The organism is Streptococcus sp. TATVAM-FAB8 (assembly GCF_046592795.1).
Taxonomy (GTDB): domain Bacteria; phylum Bacillota; class Bacilli; order Lactobacillales; family Streptococcaceae; genus Streptococcus; species Streptococcus ruminicola.
The window spans coordinates 1-21,083 of record NZ_JAWVPQ010000015.1 but is presented as its reverse complement, the minus strand read 5'-3'; the positions used below and the strand labels follow the sequence as shown (position 1 = coordinate 21,083).

24 protein-coding genes and 1 riboswitch are annotated in these 21,083 nt (G+C 36.8%); of the genes, 2 read left to right on the top strand and 22 right to left on the bottom strand.

Features of this window, described 5'->3' with window-relative positions; genetic code table 11:
• Window positions 1–10: 10 nt before the first annotated feature.
• The 12 genes from SFC32_RS07745 to SFC32_RS07690 form a co-directional block, all read right to left on the bottom strand.
• The gene (locus SFC32_RS07745; RefSeq protein WP_411049650.1) at window positions 11–835 is read right to left on the bottom strand and encodes a ZIP family metal transporter; all 825 of its coding nucleotides are present in this window, start codon (window positions 833–835) and stop codon (window positions 11–13) included.
• A 97-nt stretch (window positions 836–932) separates the two neighbouring features.
• Window positions 933–1,697, bottom strand: a complete 765-nt coding sequence (locus tag SFC32_RS07740; protein WP_158913893.1) for an inositol monophosphatase family protein — start codon at window positions 1,695–1,697, stop codon at window positions 933–935.
• Window positions 1,687–1,962 carry a UPF0223 family protein gene (locus SFC32_RS07735; protein ID WP_006532215.1) on the bottom strand — a complete coding sequence of 92 codons (276 nt, stop codon included), beginning with the start codon at window positions 1,960–1,962 and terminating at the stop codon, window positions 1,687–1,689. The genes SFC32_RS07740 and SFC32_RS07735 overlap by 11 nt, the downstream gene beginning before the upstream one ends.
• Before the next feature lie 81 nt (window positions 1,963–2,043).
• Entirely contained in the window at window positions 2,044–2,448 is a 405-nt protein-coding gene (locus tag SFC32_RS07730) for a Spx/MgsR family RNA polymerase-binding regulatory protein (protein WP_006532216.1), read from the bottom strand.
• A 42-nt stretch (window positions 2,449–2,490) separates the two neighbouring features.
• The gene (locus SFC32_RS07725; RefSeq protein WP_411049665.1) at window positions 2,491–3,423 is read right to left on the bottom strand and encodes a bifunctional riboflavin kinase/FAD synthetase; all 933 of its coding nucleotides are present in this window, start codon (window positions 3,421–3,423) and stop codon (window positions 2,491–2,493) included.
• Window positions 3,424–3,436: 13 nt separating this feature from the next.
• A complete protein-coding gene (truB, locus tag SFC32_RS07720; RefSeq protein WP_411049651.1) occupies window positions 3,437–4,318 on the bottom strand; it encodes a tRNA pseudouridine(55) synthase TruB in 882 nt (293 codons plus the stop codon).
• A 74-nt stretch (window positions 4,319–4,392) separates the two neighbouring features.
• On the bottom strand, window positions 4,393–5,754 hold the full coding sequence (locus SFC32_RS07715) for a DUF438 domain-containing protein (RefSeq protein ID WP_411049652.1): 1,362 nt from the start codon (window positions 5,752–5,754) through the stop codon (window positions 4,393–4,395).
• Entirely contained in the window at window positions 5,747–5,986 is a 240-nt protein-coding gene (locus tag SFC32_RS07710; RefSeq protein WP_411049653.1) for a DUF1858 domain-containing protein, read from the bottom strand. The genes SFC32_RS07715 and SFC32_RS07710 overlap by 8 nt, the downstream gene beginning before the upstream one ends.
• Before the next feature lie 87 nt (window positions 5,987–6,073).
• Complete coding sequence (locus SFC32_RS07705; protein ID WP_039696847.1) at window positions 6,074–7,411, bottom strand: DUF2130 domain-containing protein; 1,338 nt, start codon at window positions 7,409–7,411, stop codon at window positions 6,074–6,076.
• 71 nt (window positions 7,412–7,482) lie between these two features.
• A complete protein-coding gene (locus SFC32_RS07700) occupies window positions 7,483–8,079 on the bottom strand; it encodes a restriction endonuclease subunit S (RefSeq protein ID WP_411049654.1) in 597 nt (198 codons plus the stop codon).
• 112 nt (window positions 8,080–8,191) lie between these two features.
• The gene (locus SFC32_RS07695; RefSeq protein ID WP_411049655.1) at window positions 8,192–10,828 is read right to left on the bottom strand and encodes an FtsX-like permease family protein; all 2,637 of its coding nucleotides are present in this window, start codon (window positions 10,826–10,828) and stop codon (window positions 8,192–8,194) included.
• Window positions 10,829–10,838: 10 nt separating this feature from the next.
• On the bottom strand, window positions 10,839–11,540 hold the full coding sequence (locus SFC32_RS07690) for an ABC transporter ATP-binding protein (protein WP_074563760.1): 702 nt from the start codon (window positions 11,538–11,540) through the stop codon (window positions 10,839–10,841).
• Window positions 11,541–11,685: 145 nt separating this feature from the next.
• Between SFC32_RS07690 and SFC32_RS07685 the strand changes: the two genes are divergently transcribed.
• Window positions 11,686–12,234 carry a TetR/AcrR family transcriptional regulator gene (locus SFC32_RS07685; protein ID WP_074964617.1) on the top strand — a complete coding sequence of 183 codons (549 nt, stop codon included), beginning with the start codon at window positions 11,686–11,688 and terminating at the stop codon, window positions 12,232–12,234.
• 44 nt (window positions 12,235–12,278) lie between these two features.
• Here SFC32_RS07685 and tpx read toward each other — a convergent pair whose 3' ends face one another.
• The 10 genes from tpx to thiW all read right to left on the bottom strand — a co-directional run bounded on the left by tpx (window position 12,279) and on the right by thiW (window position 19,874).
• The gene (gene tpx, locus SFC32_RS07680) at window positions 12,279–12,770 is read right to left on the bottom strand and encodes a thiol peroxidase (protein ID WP_411049656.1); all 492 of its coding nucleotides are present in this window, start codon (window positions 12,768–12,770) and stop codon (window positions 12,279–12,281) included.
• Window positions 12,771–12,885: 115 nt separating this feature from the next.
• Window positions 12,886–13,545 carry a DNA alkylation repair protein gene (locus SFC32_RS07675; protein ID WP_411049657.1) on the bottom strand — a complete coding sequence of 220 codons (660 nt, stop codon included), beginning with the start codon at window positions 13,543–13,545 and terminating at the stop codon, window positions 12,886–12,888.
• Between the two features lie 116 nt (window positions 13,546–13,661).
• Entirely contained in the window at window positions 13,662–14,942 is a 1,281-nt protein-coding gene (locus SFC32_RS07670) for an O-acetylhomoserine aminocarboxypropyltransferase/cysteine synthase family protein (RefSeq protein ID WP_411049658.1), read from the bottom strand.
• Window positions 14,943–15,053: 111 nt separating this feature from the next.
• Window positions 15,054–15,686 (bottom strand): thiamine phosphate synthase, encoded by a 633-nt coding sequence (gene thiE / locus SFC32_RS07665; protein ID WP_074602024.1) that lies wholly within the window; start codon window positions 15,684–15,686, stop codon window positions 15,054–15,056.
• Window positions 15,679–16,476 carry a hydroxyethylthiazole kinase gene (gene thiM, locus SFC32_RS07660; RefSeq protein WP_411049659.1) on the bottom strand — a complete coding sequence of 266 codons (798 nt, stop codon included), beginning with the start codon at window positions 16,474–16,476 and terminating at the stop codon, window positions 15,679–15,681. Before thiM ends, thiE begins: the two co-directional genes overlap by 8 nt.
• Window positions 16,477–17,274, bottom strand: a complete 798-nt coding sequence (gene thiD / locus SFC32_RS07655) for a bifunctional hydroxymethylpyrimidine kinase/phosphomethylpyrimidine kinase (protein ID WP_411049660.1) — start codon at window positions 17,272–17,274, stop codon at window positions 16,477–16,479.
• On the bottom strand, window positions 17,267–17,947 hold the full coding sequence (gene tenA, locus SFC32_RS07650; RefSeq protein ID WP_411049661.1) for a thiaminase II: 681 nt from the start codon (window positions 17,945–17,947) through the stop codon (window positions 17,267–17,269). Before tenA ends, thiD begins: the two co-directional genes overlap by 8 nt.
• Complete coding sequence (locus SFC32_RS07645) at window positions 17,940–18,629, bottom strand: HAD family hydrolase (protein WP_411049662.1); 690 nt, start codon at window positions 18,627–18,629, stop codon at window positions 17,940–17,942. Before SFC32_RS07645 ends, tenA begins: the two co-directional genes overlap by 8 nt.
• Entirely contained in the window at window positions 18,583–19,296 is a 714-nt protein-coding gene (locus SFC32_RS07640) for a class I SAM-dependent DNA methyltransferase (protein WP_411049663.1), read from the bottom strand. The genes SFC32_RS07645 and SFC32_RS07640 overlap by 47 nt, the downstream gene beginning before the upstream one ends.
• A complete protein-coding gene (thiW, locus tag SFC32_RS07635; protein ID WP_014334806.1) occupies window positions 19,293–19,874 on the bottom strand; it encodes an energy coupling factor transporter S component ThiW in 582 nt (193 codons plus the stop codon). Before thiW ends, SFC32_RS07640 begins: the two co-directional genes overlap by 4 nt.
• A gap of 168 nt (window positions 19,875–20,042) precedes the next feature.
• Window positions 20,043–20,132: riboswitch (TPP riboswitch) on the bottom strand.
• Between the two features lie 136 nt (window positions 20,133–20,268).
• On the opposite strand from thiW, the gene SFC32_RS07630 reads away from it, so the two are divergent.
• On the top strand, window positions 20,269–21,083 hold an 815-nt coding region (locus SFC32_RS07630), incomplete at its 3' end, for an Rgg/GadR/MutR family transcriptional regulator (RefSeq protein ID WP_411216646.1).

Sequence of the window (21,083 nt, the reverse complement as noted above, 5' to 3'; positions counted from 1 at the left end):
TATGAAGTTATTAGCCCAGCGCTACATCCATTACCATCATGATAACAAAACCAACCATTAATCCAAGAGTGGCCACGTCAGTATTTCCATTTGTCTGTGATTCAGGAATCAACTCTTCGACAACCACAAACATCATGGCACCAGCTGCATAAGCAAGGGCATAAGGTATGATTTGTAGCATAATAATCACTAGTGCTGCTCCTAAAACAGCCCCAATTGGTTCAACAATGGCTGACATTGCGCCAAGAAAGAAAGCTCGAAAACGAGAACTCCCATCAGCTCGAATCGGAATTGACAAAGCAGCCCCTTCAGGAATATTTTGTAAACCAATCCCAATAGCAAGTCCTAGTGCACCAATAAGCGCCGAACTAGTCATATTACCAGAAGCCAAAGCTCCAAAAGTAACACCGACCGCTAGACCTTCTGGAAAATTATGAATAGTAATCGCTAAGAAGAGAAGAGCCGTTTTTGAGAGTTTTTTCTTTGGTTGAACCCCTTCAGCTTCAGAAACATCTAACCCTAAGTGCAAGTGAGGAACAAGGGCGTCAATCAATCGGAGACTAAAGCCACCGAGTAAAAATCCAACTGCTGCGGGTACCCAGGCTAGATTACCATAATCTGCTTTAGCATAAGCAAGGGCTGGGTCAAGCAAGGACCAAAAAGAAGCTGCAATCATGACACCTGCGGCAAATCCCATCATAATATCTAGCAATTTTCGGCTAACTTTAGTAAAGAAAAAAACAACGGCAGATCCAAGAATGGTACATCCCCAAGTAAAAAGGCCTGCTAACAAGGCTAAAAAGACAACATTTTGTGTCATTAGCCAATTCATCATAAACAAATCTCCTTATATGTGTATTTCCAATAAAAACGTTTTCTGTAAATTCATTCTTATTTTACCATAGGTGTAAAAGAAAAACCTAGTAAAAATACTAGGTTTGAGATAAATAAGTTTGTATCGTTGATAATTTTGCTTTCGGAACAAACATGACTTTTTGACGATGTGTGAAATCTGGTTCTTCACCATCAATAGTTAATAAGACATAACCAAGTTTTTCTCCCATCACCTTAGCGGCTGCATAGTCCCAAGGCTGAATGTAAGAAAAGTAAGCCAATAATTGTCCAGCCATAACTGCTGCCATACTGATTCCAGCACCGCCATAAACACGAACTCCTAAAGTATGCTCAATCATATCATGGAGTCCATGGTAGTTATACGCAAACATATTAGCATTGCAGCCTACCAAGAATCGGTTCATTGGTCGATCTTGAAATGGTGGTAATTTTTGATCGTTCATATAAACATCAAATTGACCACCACCACTATACAAGGTATCGTTCATCACATCATAAATCAAACCAAACTGACCGACACCATTTTCATAATAAGCAATCATAACAGCAAAATGCGTACCTTGCGCCACAAAATTGACAGTACCATCAATCGGGTCAAGTACCCAGACATTTCCATCGGTAATATCATGGTGTACGCCATTTTCTTCCGCTAAGATATGGTCACTTGGATAAGCTTGCTTAATTTTGGTGATTAGTAATTCCTGAGTTGCTTTATCTAGATTCGTTACCAAATCATCAAAACGTGTCTTTTCTTCGATTTCAAGACCCTTAACCATATTAGACTTAATAAAGTCACCTGCGTCACGAATAATGTCTTTAGCAAATTGAAACTTATTTTCCAAGGGAAATGTATCCTTTCTCCTTTGCTTTAGCAGCTTTTACGGCTTGATAAGTTGAATAGCCACTGCTTTGTTGAAATTCGCGATCAATTTGTTTTTCCTGTGCTTTACTTTTCACAATTGTCTTAAAGGTTGCGTAGCTATCTAACAAATCGCTAACAGCAACTTTCTTTTCATATGCGGCCTCAACCTGATTCAAAAAATGAAGCACTGATGCTATCTCTTCAGTGCTCCAAGACAAATCAAGTGGATAGCTGTAGTTTTTCATACAAAGATGCCCAAACTCTTAAGAAAACGAATCGTTTTCCATAGCTCAACAGACATCAACCTGTTGAAGAGTTATTCCTTTCTATCCTTCAATTTCTGCTTTTATCGTTGCATCACGCAATTCTTGTTTACGGTAATCACGTGGTAAAAATGCACGAATTTCATCTTCATTAAACCCAATTTGCATGCGTTTGTTATCCAAAATGATTGGACGACGAAGCAAACCAGGATTCTTCGCAATTAAATCAATCAATTCTGAAACAGATAACTCGTCAAGATCAATATCTAACTTTTGGAAAACTTTTGAACGAGTTGAGATAATATCTTCTGTTCCATTTTCTGTGAAGGCCAAGATAGCCATTAATTCATCGCGACTAAGAGGACTGGTAATGATATTGTGTTCTTGAAATTTAACATCGTGTTCATTAAGCCAAGCTCGTGCTTTTCGGCAGCTTGTACAACTTGGTGACAAAAATAAAGTAATCATAAAACCACCTCTCTAATCTTCTTAACTTAATTATACAAAATTTTAAAAAAGTTTTCTATTTTTTCCCCAATTTTGGGCAATTTTTTTATCAGATTTTAGCTGTTCAACCAATTCATCGGCTCCAGCGAACTTAATCATGCCTCGAATTTTATCTAACCAGATAATTTCGACCGTTTCGCCATAGATATCGTTTTCAAAATCGAAAATATTTGCTTCCAGTCGTAAATCTTGGCCACCAAAAGTCACATTTTTTCCGATACTTGTCATTGAGCGGTAGCGTTTTCCCGAAACAATAATATCTGTCACGTAAACACCATCACCTGGAAGATAAACACGGTCTAAAACGGCAAGATTTGCTGTCGGGAATCCTATCGTGCGACCTCTAGCATCGCCATGAACAACAATCCCTTTAGTTGAAAATTCATAGCCCAGAAGACGATTCACCTCAGAAACATTTCCTGATAGAATTTCTTGTCGGATACGTGAAGAACTAATCTTCTCTCCGTTATCTTGAACTTCAGGAACTACAATAACATCACCATCAAAAATTTCTGATAAATGAGCTGCGTCTTTTCTATCGTGTCCAAACTTATAATCAAAACCAACGACAATAGTTTTTGCTCGTAAAGCTTTGATATAAGTATTAAGAAATTCCTCTGACGAAACTTTCGAAAAAGCCGACGTAAAATCAATCAAGTAAAGATCATCAACGCCGTACTCAGCAAATTTTTCATAACGCTTTTCTGGCGCCGTTAAATTCAATAATAATTCTGGTGTAAAACGAGCAAGAGCTAGACGTGGTGATTCATTAAAAGTCAAAACAGTTAAGTCTAGCTGATTGCGTTTTGCGATTGATCTAGCTTGGTCAAACAGGGCTTTGTGGCCTTTATGCAGGCCATCAAAGTAGCCTAATACTAAAACACTGTCTCGAGTACGATTGATATCTCGAGCATCTTTTATATGTTGAATATTCATTTTTTCCATTCCATTATATAAACACTTTATTTGGTTTGTATAGGTCATCACGTGGAATTAGAATAGCAACAACTTTATCTTGATAGAAAGCAGCTAATTGTTCTTCAGTTCTATCTAAAGCAATTTTACGCCCAAATGAAATCTCTGTAACTTGATCTTCTGTCAAATCTACACGTGGCAAATCCATAACGCCATACTCGATTGGCAAAAGAAATGAAAAATCATCTTGCGCAACTTTTTCAGTGATTTCAGACAAAGTCAATGCATCTTCCAATTGAAGACCAGCTGAAGCTTGGCGCTCCAAATAAGACATATGACTGGCAAAACCAAGTGATTTTCCTAAATCGACTGACAAGGTTCTAATGTAAGTTCCTTTACTACAAGCAACTTCAAAGTCAAAATAACAACAATCATCTTTGAATTCTAACGGGCTAGTGCGTTTAAAATCATAGATTGTCACATGACGCTTAGGACGTTCAACGGCTTGTCCAGCGCGAGCATATTCGTATAAACGTTTCCCGTCAACCTTAACAGCTGAGTACATTGGTGGAATCTGAGTAATTTCACCAACAAAACTCGCCATAGCTTGGTCAATGGTATCTTCTGTCAGCTCTGTTGAAACTGGAGTCTTCTCAACAACTTCACCACTGGCATCTTCAGTTGTTGTTGAAAATCCTAGGCAAATCTGCCCACGATATACTTTTCCAGCTTCAGTCATATATTCAATCACACGAGTTGCTTTTCCGACAGCAATTGGTAAGACTCCAACAACATCTGGATCTAGCGTACCACCGTGACCGATTTTCTTTTCATGTAAAATTTTACGAAGCTTAAAGACAGCATCATGGCTTGTCATCCCAGCTTCCTTTTTCAAATTAATAATTCCGTTAATCATAAATAATATTATACCTGTTTTCATCAATAAAAAACAAGTTAAAACTTTGTATTGCTTTAACTTGTTCATTCTTTCTAGATGTCACGGTTAACATCTGTATCAATATCTAAGAATTCTTGAATGTCTTGGACGTATTCTAAAACACCTTGGAATTCACCGTTTTCATCACGAACGGCTGCATAGGTAATGTGGATGAATTTGCCCATTTTTTCAGATTTAAACCACATAACCACTTTATCGCGTTCGCCAGAGCGAAGTAATTTAAAGACTTTTTTGACTTTATCTAACACTTTTGGTGGGTGGCAAAGTTCAACATTACGTCCAATTTGACTTGGTGTACGTTTAAACACCATTTTTTCTGGAACAGTATTGTCATTAAAGTATTGGAAAATATCGTCTTTATTAACAAAGCTTATTTCCAAAGGGAGATGATTTAAAATCAGGTTAGCTTGTTCTACTGACAAATACCCGTTACCAAATGGCTGAGCAGTTGTGCGATCAACAGCTGGCTTTTCTTTTTTAGGTGTAAAGCTAATGGTGAACTGTCCTTCTGGCGTATCGATAACTTTCGTCAATTGACTATCATTTGATTCAGCATTAGTTTGACAAGAGTCATCAGAATTAACTGTTACAGAAGCAGATTCTGGTTTCTCGCTGTCAAATGACTCACGTTTTGGTTGCCATTTAGTGGTTGGTTTAATAATGGCATAACCGTACGCGTCACTTTCATCAGCAATTGCTAACCAATCATCTTGGGTAAGAGCTTCAAGAAGAATCATCAGCAAAATAGCTTCTTCTTTGAAAATCATTTCTTCGAATTCATGAGCAAAAGTTTCAAAGGATTGTGAAACTTCTGAAATTGAGATTTCTGGCAACTTACCCACTGCTGCTTGTGCTTTTTTAAAGAGCTCACGAATATCATCATCCACACCCCACATGACGCGTGGCGGAGCATCATGACCATGCTGTTCCATCAATGGGAAAAAGAGCTCTTCTTTACGTTTGTAATGATTATCAAATTGTCCTAACAGCCCCATTTGAAATTTCAAACCACGTAACAAATCATCACGAAAGTCTGCATTTTCAGGTTTCTCATAGTTTTCAATAATACGGCGAATGCGCAACATAGCTGAGCGTAAAGCGAGATTTTCTTGTTTAAACACATAAACAGGGTGACCTTCTTGCTCTGTATCTGGGACATCAACATCTGACACAGCTCCTTTAAAAAGGTTAGCATGGACGTTGCACAAGCCCATAACATCTTCAAAGGTTATACCTGTATCATCTCCCATTAACTCATGCTCCATCATTGAAATCTCAAGCGCAGAAACTCCTTTAAAGGTTTGATTGAAATCTTCCTGAACAGAATCAGCATCCGCACCGTGATGCAAACGCAACAAAATATCTTTTAGTACTTCAATACGATTTTCAGTCATTGTTGCCTCCAATCACTTCATAACCGTTAAATTCAAGTACTTTTTGAATTTTATCAAGTGAGACATTAGCCAGTTTTGCTCCTGCTTTCAGAGAAGTCACTTTGCCAACGGTATTTAGCATAGTTACTTGTGCTAAAGGTTTAAAACCTAAATCAACCAAAATAGCTTTAATCTCAGGATGATCTTTTACAACCTCAGCTACTGGTTTTGTTAAATCTATAATATTGTTCATTATAATAACCTCTTTTATTAGGGATAGGTTCATTATAGCACAAGAATTTTAAACTGACTTCATCTGTCATAAAATCTGACATCATTTTTAATCTTTCAACGCTTCAAATTTTGCTCGCATTGTTGGATTTTTTCGAGTTAATTTTTTGACTGAAACGTCGTCAAGTTTATTGTTAGCAAGTCGAAGTTGGTTTTCGCTTGTCGTTAAGAAACGTTTCACTTCTTCCATACGACGGATTGATTTGTCGATTTCATCAATGGCTTTTTTGAAGTTATTACTTGCTGAATTATAGTTTTTCGCAAAGGCATTTTTAAAGGTTTCAAGGTCATCTTCAAAATGTGTAATATCGATATTCTGTTCACGAACCAAGGCTAATTCTTGTTTGTACTTAAGAGAATTAAGCGCAGCATTTCGCAAAATACCAATCAATTGGATGAATAATTGCGGACGAACCACGTACATCTTTTCATATTCATGGCTAACATCGACAATTCCTGTGTTGAAGTAATCATTGTCAGCTTCTAACATGGTAACTAAAACCGCATACTCACAATTTTTTTCACGTCGATCTTTATCTAATTCTTTGTAAAAATCTTTGTTTTTGTGTTTAGTTTTTGTCTCATCGGCTTCGTTTTTCATCTCAAACATGATAGATAGTATTTCAATACCATTTTCATCAGTTTCACGATAAATGAAGTCCCCTTTTGAGCCACGGCTTGATACTTCATTATCTTTGCCGAAGGTTGCATTTGGGAAAGCATAGGCACGCACTTTATTAAATTCTGTCTCGGCATATACTTCTAGACTTTCACCAATTGCTTTAGTTGATTGCTGAGCTTTAAAGTTTTTGTAGAATTCAACTTGTTCATTGGCAGCTTTCAATTGAGCTTCGTAATCTCTTTTAACAGATGCAAGAGATAATTCAGCTTCTTTTTCTTGGAGAGCTAATTTTGACTTAACATCATCACGTTCTTTTTCAACGCTAGCAACTGCTTCTACCAGACTTGTTTTATTTTCAAGTGATAAACGTTCGAGTTGATTTTTAAGCTCAGCTACTTCTTTATCTTTTTCCGTTAAAGCTTTTGTTAGTTCCAAATCTTTATTTGATTGGAAATTTTCTAAGCTAGATTTTAACTCGAGAATTTCTTGGTCTTTCTTAGCTAGTTGGCGCTGATTGTCAAGCTCTAAACTTTGTTTTAGCTGCTCTAATTGCGTAGTCAAATCTGCAATTTCTTTATCTTTAGCACTAGCTTGAACTTGCAAATCATTTTTTGATTTTTCTTCTAAAAGTGCCTTTTCTTTTTCTAAACGCTCATGAATTTCTTTGTCGAATTCGCTACTTCTGACTTGAGCTAGCAATTGACTGTATTCTGTTTCATTAATGGTAAAGACTGTTCCACAATGGGGACACTTAATGTTATTCATAATTTCCTCGCTTGATTTTATAATTACTCCTATTATAACAAAAAGAAGTCTCGAGGACTTCTTCTATATATCTAGAATAGGTTCTTAGCAACATCATCACGAATATGTTGCCATTCTTGGTTTGCTCTAGTAATTTTTCGCTTGTAATCTTTCAAACCTTGTTCATATCGTTGAATGAGAAAAGCTTGTTTGAGTGGCTGAAGTTTTGGTATTTGAATACTAACAATCTTTTTCGTATTCAAATTCATCACATTTTTTCCGGTATTAGTTGTCTCAAGAAGTTCTTGACCTAATTCAGATTCTAAGAATAATTTGATATAAGTTCCTGAAATGTCAGCAGTCGGTCTTAACACGGTGATGTTAGCTGATGCAATGATTGCCCTATCTTGGTCATGAAAAACAGCAACTTTTTTTACTGTTCCTTTTGAGGCAATTAAAACATCTCCATCTTCTAAAAGGTAACGTGAGACACTGTCTTGTTCAGCATCAATCTTTTTCAAATGGTCGTAATCAATATCAGTCTCAGTCATATCACTTAAGTTAACAACTGATACATTTCCAGTATCTCCTAATTTTGAAACGGCCTTTCCCTTAAAATGATCTGTTACATCACTTAAAGAAACTTTGGCAATCGGATTTGCTTCATATTTCTCAATCAATTCACTCATAGCTATCTCTCCTTATATGTTAGTATTATAATACTAATCTGAACATTAAACAAGTTAAAAGAGCAGTGGACCTACTGCTCCTTTACTATTTATTCGATTTTTTTCTAAGAACTCAATCAACTGATTTCAAAGCTTCTAGCATATCAACTGTTTTTAGGATATGATTAACAAGCCAACCTAACAAGAATAGTATTCCAATAACAACGATAATTGGAATGACGTATATTGGTAAGCCAACTTCAGTCCCAAACTTAATTGAATCTGAACCAATCATATTCATAATCAGTTGATGTAAATATTTTCCGCCAATCAATCCTACTACAATACCAATTAATGATAAGCTAATGGTTTCACGATAAATGTACATGGTCACTTCATTATCATAAAATCCAAGAACCTTAATCGTTGATAATTCTCGAATACGTTCAGCTACATTAATATTAGTCAAATTATAAAGAATAACTACAGCAAGTAAAATGGATATGATGATTAGAATCGTCATTGCGCCATTAAGAGAGACAACGACTGAGTTAACATTCTTAATCAGTGAAGCATTTTGGCTAACAGCTGATACACTATCCATGGCTAATAATCTTGTAGACATATCTTCGATATTCTTACTAGAATGATTTTTAAGTGTGACAAGGTAAGCATTATCTTTAACCTCTTCATCGAAGAGTTTTTCATAAGCTTTTTGTGACATAAAGAGATAATGACCAACATTCATCTCAGCAACTGCTGAAACTTTAAGAACATGTTTTTTACCATTTTCATCTTTCAAGTCAAAAGAATCACCTGCATTAACATGATACAAGCTTGCTAGTTTTTCTGATATGACAACACCATCATCCGTTAAGGTCAAGTCTTGTGCTGTTTTAGCATCTTTCAAATGAATAAAGTCTTCAAAATTTTTACCTTGACTAACCAAAATTGAAATGTCTTGCTTATCTGTCAATCCAGAAATACTTTCTGTGACATGTGATAAATATATGCTTTGGTATTTGGATACTTTTTTAGAATCTAAAACAGACGTCAACTCTTTTTGGCTACTGCTATCATCACTAGTGACCACAATCATGTCATAAGGCATCAAACGTGAAAATTGATTATCAATGATTTTTCCTAATGACGATTGAATGCCTAGTCCAGCAAATAAAAGGGCAACCGAACCGGCAACACCAAATATGGTCATCAGCATGCGCTGCTTGTATCGGAAAATATTTCGGGCAGTAACCTTATGTGTAAATGACAAACGGCGCCAAATAAAACCGATACGTTCTAAGAAAATTTTTGAACCTTTGACTGGTGGTTTTGGCAACAAAAGCTGAGAAGGTTTCTCACTAAGCTCTTTTCTAGCAATAATAAAGGCTGGTAAAACCGCACTAACAAGAGCAAATACAATTGCAATCAAAGTATACGACCAATAGAAATAATAAGTCGTACTTCCTAAAGTTGTATCACCTGTAACAATCTCAGCAATGACTCGCGACAAAATGTAATGCCCCGCAAAAATTCCCAAGATGGTTCCTGTCATGCTAGCAACAAAACCATAGATAACAAATTTCATAATAACATCACTGTTACTGTAACCAAGAGCTTTTAACACTCCTGAATTAGTACGCTCTTCATCTACAAACCGCGTCATTGTTGTGAAAGTCACTAAAGCAGCAACAACATATAAGACAACAGGAAAGACATTGCCGATGCTGCCAATACTTGAGGTACTTGAAATGTAGGTTTGATAACCTCCACCACCTGGCAAAGTTGAGCGAGTATACGTTGTATAAGTCGGCTCTTTCATAGAATCAAGCTTCGTTTTAGCGTCACTAACCTGCTTTTCACTCTCAGCAATTTGAGCTTGCGCTTGCTTGATTGAGTCTTGTGCTGCCAATTGTTGCTCACTTGGTAATTGTGCGAGCATGGCTTTTTGCGCTTCCAGTTGAGATTTAGCTGCATCGACCTTTGCTTGATTAGCATCAAGTGAAGTTTGCGTTTCTGATTTTAATTGTGCTAGACGTTGGCTAGGATTATCAGAAAGCAAATCCTCTAGCGCATTTTCTTTTTTAGCTAATTTTTTCTTATAAGTCTCTGAAAATGGATTTAGATTTTTTAAATCATCATAACGAATTCTAGCAATCGTGTAAAAGTCACTGTCAAAGGCTGATTCTGGAACGACGGCATAGTATTTCAATACTCCGTTTCCAGCACTTGATGTTCCAAGGCTAGATTTTGAAAGAATCTCTGAGGAATTGACAAAGCCAACAACTTTGAATGTTGTTTTTTTCAAAATGCCTTGTTCGTCAGATTGGATAAAGCTGATCTTATCACCAAGGTGGTATTTCTTTTGCATGGTTGAAGCTAAGGCAATCTCATCAGTAGCTTTGGGATAAACACCTGAAACTAACTCATATTTTGAAATGTGTTTGCTATTTGAAAACACACGAATAGCATCATCGGTATTTTTAATTGTCACATCCGTCAGATAGCCATAATCAACTTTGCTGTCTTTGATTGTTGCCAGCTCTTTTTGGTCATTATCACTAAAACCGTAGCTTGCAATGACTGACAAGTCCATGGTATTTTGCTTTTTAAGATAAACACTTGCTGTCCTTTGCATGTCAGGTCCTGTTACTTTCAAGGCGACAAAGGCAAAAGCTCCAAGCATCATCAAAAGCATGATAGATAAAAAACGACCTTTTGAACTTCCGATTGATTTTCTGATATCTTTCCAATAAGTCTTTTTTGACATAGCCACCACCTCAATATTCTAGTGTTTCGATATCTTGAGGATGCTCATTCACTTCGATACTACTTACCGTGGCATCATGCATATGAATCACTCTGTCAGCAATTGGAGCAAGAGCTGAGTTGTGTGTAACAATAATCACGGTTGAACCTTTATGACGTGACATATCTTGCAAAATTTTTAGAACTTGTTTTCCGGTTTGATAATCAAGGGCACCAGTCGGCTCATCGCAAAGCAATAATTTGGGATTTTTGGCTACCGCACGCGCAATTGACACACGCTGCTGTTCACCACCAGATAGCTGTGCTGGGAAGTTATTAAGACGTTTTCCAAGTCCCACATCAATCAAAGTCTGCTCAGCATCTCTTGCATCGCTGACAATTTCTGATGCTAGCTCCACATTTTCTTTGGCGGTCAAATTAGGTACCAAATTGTAAAATTGAAAGACAAAACCAACGTCGTTACGACGATAAGTTGTTAATTCTTTTGCATTGTATTTAGCAATATCAACCCCGTCAATCAAAACTTGCCCTTCATCGTTCGTGTCCATACCACCGAGAATATTTAAGACAGTTGATTTTCCAGCTCCCGATGCCCCTAAAATAATGACCAATTCTCCTTTTTCAATGGCAAAATTAATATCATTATTAGCCACAATTTCAGTTTCACCTGCTTGATAACGTTTATAAGAATGCTTCATTTCAATATAAGCCATGAAATTCACCTCTTTATTTTTTCTTAATTAGACATCTTGTTGATTTAATTTGGACTATATTATATAATTTGATAAATTATTAAACAAGGACAAAAATAGACAATCTGTTCATTTTAGACCAGGACTAAGAAAGGAGCTGATTTTTATGGCAAAGAGACAAACAGAAACCAAGAACTATCTTAAACAAGCTTTAGCTAAACTCTTGTTGGAAAAACGATTTGAGGAGATTAGTGTCTCAGATTTAACCAAAACTGCTGGCATTAATCGCGGAACATTCTACCTTCATTATGTTGATAAATGTGACATGATGGACCAACTAAAAAATGAAACACTTGATGAGTTATTAGCTATTCTAAATGACGACTCTCTTTTTTCTGATAGTCGGACTGTTATCATCCAGTGTCTGGACTACATCCGTAAGAATTTTGAGTTTATTTATGCCATTTCAAAATCATCTTCTTCCGATTTTTCTAAAACTATCAAAGATTTTATTTACAGCTTTCTTTTGACTATCCCTGATTTCAAAGATATTCTCGTGAGCTATTATGAAATTCCTTATCAATATGCGCTTGAAGTTTATTTATCTTCCATTGAGAGTATTATCTCTCTTTGGGTAAGTAATGGTGGATTTGAAAGTTCTGAAGAAGTCACTGATATAATCCTTAAAGTTGCTTCGCTTGATAAAATGGTATGATAATACTAAGAAAATCTCACTTTAGCTTAAGTGAGATTTTTTAACTATAGTGAGTTTACGGCAGCAAGAGCCGCTTGATAATCTGGATCTGAGTTAACATTTTCCAAGTATTCAGCATAAACCAATTGATTATCCTTATTTAAAACAAGCACAGCACGCGCTAGAAGATGCCATTCTGCCATTAAAAGACCATAAGTCTTCCCAAATTCATTGTCATAGTAATCAGACAACATAACCGCTTGAGCAAGACCTTCAACACCACACCAGCGTGCTTGAGCAAATGGCAAGTCTGCTGAAATCGTAATTACCACGGTATCAGACATAGCTGAAAGTTCTTTATTAAACGTACGTGTCTGTGTTGAACAAATACCTGTATCAATTGATGGCACAACGCTAATTACTTTTTTCTTTCCAGCAAAATCAGACAAGCTTTTAATACTTAAATCAGATGCTCGCAATGAAAAATCTGGTGCTGTTTCACCAATTTTTAGTTGTTTACCAATTAAAGTTACGGGATTTCCAAGAAAAGTTGTCATCGTTTATTCCTTCCATTTATGAGAGTTTTTTTGTTATTTGCAAGAAAAGAAAGCCTTTTACTCTCCTTTCATTTTACCGAAAAATCTCTTTTTAAACGAAGAATATGCTTGAAAGTTAAAGATACTTGCTTGCCTCTCTAACTGAAAGTGGTGATAAGTGTTCTTTGTTTGTCATGATAAACTGTCTAACCCAAGCAGCGTTAGTTTTTGACAAATCACGTAAAGCCCAACCTATGGCTTTATTGATAAAAAATTCCTTTGAACCTAGATTTCTCAGAAGAATCTCTTGGAGTAAATCAATCTTAGTCTGATCTTTTCTACCAAGCTGGTGAAGAATGGCTAGTCTACATAGCCAGATATTATCATCATGTGCCCACGCTTTCATCACCTTATCAACTCTCTCATCCGTTAATCCAATGCGACCAATAACAACGGCTAGTATGTCAATACTATCCCACCACTGTTTGCTTCTTGCAAAATATTCAAGCTTTTCAATATCATCATAAGTCAGAAATCTTTGCATCGTACGCAAGTAATCAAGAACCAAATACTGACACTCACGGTGGTCATCTTGCCAGACCTGCTTTAAAAAAGCCCAATCAAGCTTTTCTGATTTTTTCTCATTGACTAAAAATGATTTGTAAAGCGCTCGGCGTTTTGGTGTTTGAATACCATAAAAAGAAAATCGATTTTTCATGTAGGCAGACATAACTTGCGCTTTTGCCGAATCAGCGTTTTCTTCAAATAATCGAGTCATTTCTTCAAGCTTTGACAACTTTCTTCCTCCTTGGAGTAACTAAGCTATTTTTCACTTTCATTCTATCAAAAAGCAGTCTGTTTGGCATACAGACTGCTTGCTTTTACCCTATGAACATCAACACGATTGTTTGATTAGATTTTTTCCAAAGCTAGACGCAAATCTTCAATCAAGTCATCAGCATTTTCAAGACCAACAGATACACGAATTTGATTTCGAGTTACTCCACAAGCTTTCAAATCTTCTTCAGAAAGTTGTTGGTGAGTTGTTGTCGCTGGGTGAACAACAAGAGATTTGGCATCCGCAACGTTTGCTAAATCAGAGAAGATTTCAAGGTTATCGATAAATTTATGCGCTTCTTCTTGCCCTCCCTTGATGTGGAAAGTAAAGATTGAACCAGCACCTTTAGGGAAATATTTTTGAGCCAAGTCATAATATGGACTCGATGGCAAGCTTGGATAGTTGACTTTTTCAACTTTTGGATGATTGGCCAAAAAGTCAACGATTTTCTTAGTGTTTTCAATATGGCGGTCAATACGAAGTGACAATGTTTCAAGACCTTGCAAAAGTAAGAAAGCACTAAATGGTGACAAAGCTGCACCAGTGTCACGCAATAATTGCACACGAAGGGCTGTGATAAAGGCTGCAGCTCCGATATCACGAGTGTAGCTGATATTGTGATATGATGGGTCTTCATCTACAAATTGTGGGAATTTACCAGATGCTTCCCAATCGAAGTTTCCTGAATCCACAACTACACCTGCAATAGTTGTTCCGTGTCCACCGATAAATTTTGTCGCTGAATGAACGGCAATATCAACACCGTGTGAGAAAACATTGATTAGATATGGTGTACCAAAGGTATTATCAGTTACCAATGGAATCTTGTGAGCATGCGCAATATCAGCAATTTTTTCGATATCAGGAATATTGATAACAGGATTTCCAAGCGTTTCAATCAAAACAAGTTTTGTATTATCCTTGATAGCTGCTTCAACTTCTTCAAGATTGGCAACATCAACAAATGTTGTTGTCACGCCATAACGCGGAAGAGTTTCTTTGAGTAAGTTAAATGTTCCACCGTAAAGAGTTGTCGCTGCCACCACATGGTCGCCAGCGTGAGCAAGCCCAAGAACAGCATAAGTAATTGCTGCCATACCAGATGATGTTGCGACTGCTCCAACCCCATTTTCAAGGGCAGCAATACGATTTTCAAAAACTTCTACCGTTGGATTCCCGATACGTGAATAGATATTTCCTGGTTTTTTCAAACCAAATAAATCTTCACCTTCTTGAGCATTATCAAAAACATATGATGTTGTTTGGTAAATTGGAACAGCGCGAGATTTAGTAACTGAGTCAACAGTTTGACCAGCATGCAATTGTAGAGTTTCAAAGTTATATTTTCGTGTCATGGCATGTACTCCAATCATTAAAATTTCTGAATGTACATACAATTTTACACTCTTTTAAAAATATTGACTAATACTTATTAAAAAAGACTAGGTATAGTTTCAAACTATACCCTAGTCAAATGCTCTGGCAAATCGTTGCGTATCAAGTTCAACTTCTTTGGACTGAGCAATGGCTGAAATTATAGCAACACCATCTGCTCCAGATTGCCGAATAGCAGCTACATCACCAAATGTAATGCCACCAATTGCCACAATTGGAATGTCTTTATCCAATTCACGCATTTCTCTCAGACCATTTAATCCGATTACTTGGCCAGCATCAGATTTTGAAGAAGTTGGAAAAATAGGCCCTACACCAATGTAATCAACAACATCAATAGCTGATAAATGATATTCTTTAGCATTTCCAACCGATAGACCAATCAACTTATCTGGAAACAACTTTCTAGCCTCACGAACTGGCATATCATCTTGACCTAGATGAACACCATCAACACCAATTTCTAAAGCCAAATCAATATCATCATTGATGAAAAATAAAACGTGATACTTACGACAAAGTTCTTTAACTTTTAAAGCAAGTTCCTTTTTTTCTTGCCCAGAAAGTGCACCTTGACCTTTTTCGCGAAACTGAAAGCAAGTTACTCCCGATTTAAAAGCTGCTTCTAAGATATCCAAAAATTTCCCTTTGGGGCAATTTGGCGTGCCACAAATAAAATAGACCTGTAATTGTTCTTTATTCACAATACACCTCAACTCTCTTCAATCGCTCAACATCTTGATTTGTGATTTTGCAAAGAGCATCTAAAAAAGCTATCTGAAAACTTCCAGGTAAACCATTGCCTGATGCAGCTTCTGCTAGCTCACCTGCAATATTATAGACTGAGACTGCTTCTTCTAAGCAAGCAAGTAAGTCACCTTCTTTAGCCAGTCCGATAAATGCTGCTAGTACAGCTCCAAGTAAGCAGCCTGTTCCAGTAACAAGAGGCATTAAGGAACTGCCATTTTTAAGAAGTTTAACGTGACCATTGACTGCAATTGCATCTGTTTTTCCTGTGATGACGACAGGAATTTCAAGTTTTTGATTGGCTAACCAAGCGAGGTGTCCAATATCATCAACATCAGCAGAATCAACGCCTTTACTTTTGACATTTTGTCCAATCAAAGCAGCAATTTCCCCAGCATTTCCCCGTAAAAGTGAAACCTTGTGATGGTTTAGTAAATCAGACGCAACTTTCTTACGATAAGGGCCAGCACCAGCAGCAACTGGATCCAAAACAGTTGGCACCGAATGCTTCTCAGCAATATTCAAGGCATCTTTATAAAGTTGCCAACTTCCTTCTTGCAAAGTACCAATATTAACCAAAAGACCACTAGCGTTTGGTAAAAAATCTTCCAAATCTGGTTGATACTCACTCATAGCAGGGGAAGCTCCTAGAGCTAAAAGTCCGTTTGCTGAGAAATTTTTGACCACATGATTTGTTAAACAAATGGTCAAAGGATTATTTTCTCGTAAGTCATCTAAATAAGTCATTTAATCTCCTTTGTATGTGACGTGATTAACTGGACCATTTCCATGACCAAGTTCTGGAGCAGTTCTGATAGCTTCGGTGATAAAACGCTTAGCTGTTCCAACTGCTTCTTGAACAGAACGACCTTTGGCTAATTCTGCCGTGATGACTGCTGCATAGGTACAACCTGTTCCGTGTGTGTGTTTGGTTGGAATTCGTTCAGAGGTAAATATCTGCACTTGACCATTTTCTAAAAAGAGAAAGTCTTTAGCTTCATTTTGTAAATGGCCACCCTTGATGACAACATTTTTAACACCGTATTTAGCTTGAATAGACTTTCCAGCTTTGAAAATGGCATCTTCGTCTTTTAATTCTTGTCCAAAAAGTACTTCAGCTTCTGGTAAGTTTGGTGTGATAATGGTTGCCAAAGGAAGCAATTTTTCTTTAAGAGCCTCTACTGCTTCTTGGCTAATCAAACGATCGCCACTTGTTGCTACCATGACAGGATCAAGGACGTAAGGACATGACATAGTATTCAAATACTGACTCACGCGCTCAATGGTTTCAACTTCCGCCAGCATCCCTGTCTTAATCGCATCTGGCTTAATATCAGAAAAGACACTTTTTAGCTGCTCATCAAGAATCATTTGATCAAGGTTACAAATAGCTTGAACACCTTGGGTATTTTGTGCAACTACACTGGTAACAACCGCCATACCATAAACCCCACGCGCTTGAAAGCTCTTTAAATCAGCCATGATACCCGCCCCACCACTTGGATCAGTTCCAGCAATTGTTAGAGCTACTTGTAATTTAGACATTTCTTACCTCCTCTGGCCACTCTTCCTGATCAATTGCCATTTGGAAAAAATTGCGTTCATGCTGACAACTTTCCAAAAAGACACGAATCATTTCTTTTCTTTTTTCTTCTGGTAGTTGACTACTAAATCGCTTTAGTAGGTCAAAATACGTCGGTAAACAAGCTGTTGCTTCGTCAGCTGCGTAAAACTCAAACCATGCTTTAAATGGATTATCACTTGCAACCTTACCAGTCTCAAGTGCTTTTTTAGCAACCTGCTGATAAATCCACGGACATGGAAGCATGGCTGCCAAGATGTAAGCTGGATTATCTTGACTTAGCTGATAGTACATGTGCTTAATGTAATGGTCAGAACTTGGATACCAAGCCTTATCAGCAATAATATCATGATAATCTCTTCCAGCTGCCTCAGCTAAAATATGGTGAGCTCCAACCTCATGATTAAAAATAAAGTCAATCTGACCTAAAAAGAAGTCTTTGCTTGCTTTATCGGAAATTTTGGCAAATAGCTGAGCATAAATATCAGCGAATTTTTCCAAATAAATAGCATCCGCTTTTAAGTAATGGCAAATTGCCTCATCAGACAAATTGCCCGCCATCATTTGCTTGATAAAATCATCTGCTAAAATCTTATCAATGAAGATTTGACTACGTTCTTTCATTTCATTAATCATTCATTTCTTCCTTTACTATTGTTGTGAATTCCTTTAAGTGACGAATGGTGCGAAATGCCTGCTCTTGATTGTCTTGCGGGTTTTCAGTATTTGACAGATAGACACCTTGAATGCCAAATTTTTGAGCTGTTTTTAAATGGCGCGTGCTATCTTCTAGATAAAAAATCGTCTTGTCAAATAAGGCTTCAGTTTCAAGTACCGCTTGATAAAAATCTTCTGTTTTATCAGGAAATCCTAGCGCAATACAAGAATAAATACCAGAAAAGTATTGCAATACTCCTGCCGATTCTAAACCGATTTTGGCTAAATCATCATAATTTGATGTGACTGCATAAATCAAAAAATCTTCTTCAGCTAAATCGGCTAAGGTCTCTACAGCTTGCGGCACGAGTGAAACCTTTTGATAAGCCTCTTCTAGTAGCTGCTGAGTTTTCTTTTCTGGATAAGTCAAGTTTTCTTTGGCAAATAAAGCTGATAAATAAGCTTGCGACTCAATCATATTTAAACGCCAGAGGTGTTTTTTTATCGTTTGAGTATAGGAAATATTGGCTAAAGCCAAGACTTTCTCAATCACCTCATCCCACAAACCATAAGAAGCAAAAATAACCCCGTCTAAATCAAGAAAAATAACACTTTTACTTTTGGGCAACAAGGGCAACATAGCCTCCTTTGTCATACCCATCAATCGGTTCCTCCACAAAATCATTAGTATAGATAGGCTGAGCTGTAAGGGTTTGGAAATATCGAATATTTGTCATGCCAAGTTCATCTCTTAAAATCGCTTCTTTTTCAAGAGGAGAATGGAAAACAGCAGAGCGGACTAACTCGATTGGATAAGGAAAAGTTGGGGCAATTTTATGAAAAATTTCTTTATTATAACCACCAACATGAGCAGCAAATTTATACAAAATACCATAAGCACTCTCCACTGGAACATCCAGCAAAATCAAATGACCTCCCTTTTTCAAGGCGCGATGGCAATTCTGGTAAGCTGACGATAAATCCTTGATATAACTCGAACAACCGTTTAAATAAATCACATCATAGGCTTCTTTTGCAAGTGTAGCACTCTCTGCATCCCCAATCTTGACTGTCATGCCACGTTTTCTAGCAATTGTCGCCATATCATTTGACGGCTCAACACCGTATTTAACCTGAATGCCGTATTGTCTATGCAAAGCTGATTCAAAAAGACCACTGCCGCATCCAATTGATAGAATGGTTTCTTTTTCAATATCATGTAAAGCTCGGTGCAACAGTTTTAATTCACTGGCGAAGACATTACTATTTGTCATAAACCATTGGTCATACGTGTCTGCGTAACCGTCAAACATTTTTGCATCTGTCATTGTAATCCATCCTCCTTGAGACTTTCTAAGGCATATAATTTTTTCAAATTCATGAAATGTGTTGAATACTTCAAGCCACGAAGCACAGCCATTGCCAAAAAGCCTCCAATCAAAGTCGCCAAAACAAATCGTGGGGTAAAAAAGACCAAAGATTGTGCCTGACTTGCTTTTGCAAGTAACTCGTCATCCCCATGAGCTGACATGGTCCAAAACCAAACCATAACTGGTGCAGAAAGTAGCGAACCAATAATCCCTGTTCCAAGAAACTCTCCGAACCATGCCATGACAGGCTTTTTCGTTAAACGGTAAAAATAAGTGGCTAAAAAAGCTCCTGGGACAGATCCAATAATAGCTAATGGAGCTACACTAGCCACACCAGCTTGAGTTAAAATCCGCATAATAGCAACAATTAATGCCATAGCTACAGCATAAATAGGCGTCATGAAAGTTGCCGCAATGATATTCATCACACTGGACATAAATGCCATGCCTTCAATCCGAAACAGCGGTGTTAGCAAAAAATCCAAAGCAATCATGATAGCCAAAACAGTTAAACGGTGTACACGATTATTCGCCATAAAAATTCCTTTCCTGACACTAACATGCACCAAAAGCTCACAGAAATAAAAAGACTCCATTTGAAAAATCTCAAATGGAGTTTATCTATTTAAAAACTGCGAAACAGCTCTTTTGACTTTACAAAAGAACTATCTTATATCGATTTTTGCACAACAAAAAAACAGCTTTTTGTTGCTCACACATTTCCCTTCGTCAGTTCTAACTGCATCAGGTTCAATGGGTATAATCTCAGCTTTTACGCACCCCAAATGTCTTATTAAATTTACAGAATAACTATAACACATTCAACTTGAAAGCGCAATAATTTTCAGAAAAATGACACAATTTTTGCAGTGAATTGATAAAAAGAGGTATAATTTGTTCAAAAGAATTCTTAATAAACTGGAGTAATACATGAAATATTTAGGACAGGCCTTCAAAGAATTAAGAGAAGCAAGACATATTTCGCTAGCAAATGCTACTGGTGGATACTTCTCACCTTCGATGCTTTCAAAATTTGAAAGTGGGAAACATGACCTTTCTGCTCAAAAATTATTGATAGCTCTTGAAAACGCACATATTGAAATTAATGAATTTCTTTATCTAACTAGAGGATTTTTGAAAAGTGATTTAGTAGAATTACAAGAAAAAATCTATTCTTTAGAAGAAAAGCTTGATCAAGGTGGTTTACAGAAATTATATGAAAGTGAGCAAAATAAGCAGAATAATAGAGATACAAAAATGCTTTACACCATAATCATCAAAGCTCACATGAAAGCCTTTGATGAAACAACAGAACTAACATCTGAAGAAGAAACGTTCCTTTATAATTATCTTTTTAATACTGAAATCTGGGGAAACCATGAACTATCTCTCTTTTCGATTTGTTCTACTCTGTTATCTCCTGAACTATTTACAATGTATGCTAGAGAGTGTCTCCGAAAAACTGATTTTTTAGGAGAACTAGGTGAAAACCGAAAAATTATTCATACAATGTTACTAAATGGTTTTATGCTTTGCATTGATGAAAATGATTTTATTAATGCTAATTATTTTAACAAACAAATCCAAAATCATTTTTACAAAGAAAGCGAAGCATATTACCGTACGATTTATTTATGGGCAAAGGGCTTGTTTGATTACAAGCAAGGGCATAAACAAGATGGATTGAAACAAATGAATGATGCAATCCAAATTTTAAAGATTTTAGATTGCCAATCAGCTGCCGA

What these genes read in the sequence shown, in the direction of transcription:
- SFC32_RS07745 (WP_411049650.1), bottom strand. Translation starts at nt 835, where the DNA reads ATGATGAATTGGCTAATGACACAAAATGTTGTCTTTTTAGCCTTGTTA.
- SFC32_RS07735 (WP_006532215.1), bottom strand. Translation starts at nt 1,962, where the DNA reads ATGAAAAACTACAGCTATCCACTTGATTTGTCTTGGAGCACTGAAGAG.
- SFC32_RS07730 (WP_006532216.1), bottom strand. Translation starts at nt 2,448, where the DNA reads ATGATTACTTTATTTTTGTCACCAAGTTGTACAAGCTGCCGAAAAGCA.
- SFC32_RS07725 (WP_411049665.1), bottom strand. Translation starts at nt 3,423, where the DNA reads ATGAATATTCAACATATAAAAGATGCTCGAGATATCAATCGTACTCGA.
- truB (WP_411049651.1), bottom strand. Translation starts at nt 4,318, where the DNA reads ATGATTAACGGAATTATTAATTTGAAAAAGGAAGCTGGGATGACAAGC.
- SFC32_RS07715 (WP_411049652.1), bottom strand. Translation starts at nt 5,754, where the DNA reads ATGACTGAAAATCGTATTGAAGTACTAAAAGATATTTTGTTGCGTTTG.
- SFC32_RS07710 (WP_411049653.1), bottom strand. Translation starts at nt 5,986, where the DNA reads ATGAACAATATTATAGATTTAACAAAACCAGTAGCTGAGGTTGTAAAA.
- SFC32_RS07705 (WP_039696847.1), bottom strand. Translation starts at nt 7,411, where the DNA reads ATGAATAACATTAAGTGTCCCCATTGTGGAACAGTCTTTACCATTAAT.
- SFC32_RS07700 (WP_411049654.1), bottom strand. Translation starts at nt 8,079, where the DNA reads ATGAGTGAATTGATTGAGAAATATGAAGCAAATCCGATTGCCAAAGTT.
- SFC32_RS07695 (WP_411049655.1), bottom strand. Translation starts at nt 10,828, where the DNA reads ATGTCAAAAAAGACTTATTGGAAAGATATCAGAAAATCAATCGGAAGT.
- SFC32_RS07690 (WP_074563760.1), bottom strand. Translation starts at nt 11,540, where the DNA reads ATGGCTTATATTGAAATGAAGCATTCTTATAAACGTTATCAAGCAGGT.
- SFC32_RS07685 (WP_074964617.1), top strand. Translation starts at nt 11,686, where the DNA reads ATGGCAAAGAGACAAACAGAAACCAAGAACTATCTTAAACAAGCTTTA.
- tpx (WP_411049656.1), bottom strand. Translation starts at nt 12,770, where the DNA reads ATGACAACTTTTCTTGGAAATCCCGTAACTTTAATTGGTAAACAACTA.
- SFC32_RS07670 (WP_411049658.1), bottom strand. Translation starts at nt 14,942, where the DNA reads ATGACACGAAAATATAACTTTGAAACTCTACAATTGCATGCTGGTCAA.
- thiM (WP_411049659.1), bottom strand. Translation starts at nt 16,476, where the DNA reads ATGACTTATTTAGATGACTTACGAGAAAATAATCCTTTGACCATTTGT.
- thiD (WP_411049660.1), bottom strand. Translation starts at nt 17,274, where the DNA reads ATGTCTAAATTACAAGTAGCTCTAACAATTGCTGGAACTGATCCAAGT.
- tenA (WP_411049661.1), bottom strand. Translation starts at nt 17,947, where the DNA reads ATGATTAATGAAATGAAAGAACGTAGTCAAATCTTCATTGATAAGATT.
- SFC32_RS07645 (WP_411049662.1), bottom strand. Translation starts at nt 18,629, where the DNA reads ATGGGTATGACAAAGGAGGCTATGTTGCCCTTGTTGCCCAAAAGTAAA.
- SFC32_RS07640 (WP_411049663.1), bottom strand. Translation starts at nt 19,296, where the DNA reads ATGACAGATGCAAAAATGTTTGACGGTTACGCAGACACGTATGACCAA.
- thiW (WP_014334806.1), bottom strand. Translation starts at nt 19,874, where the DNA reads ATGGCGAATAATCGTGTACACCGTTTAACTGTTTTGGCTATCATGATT.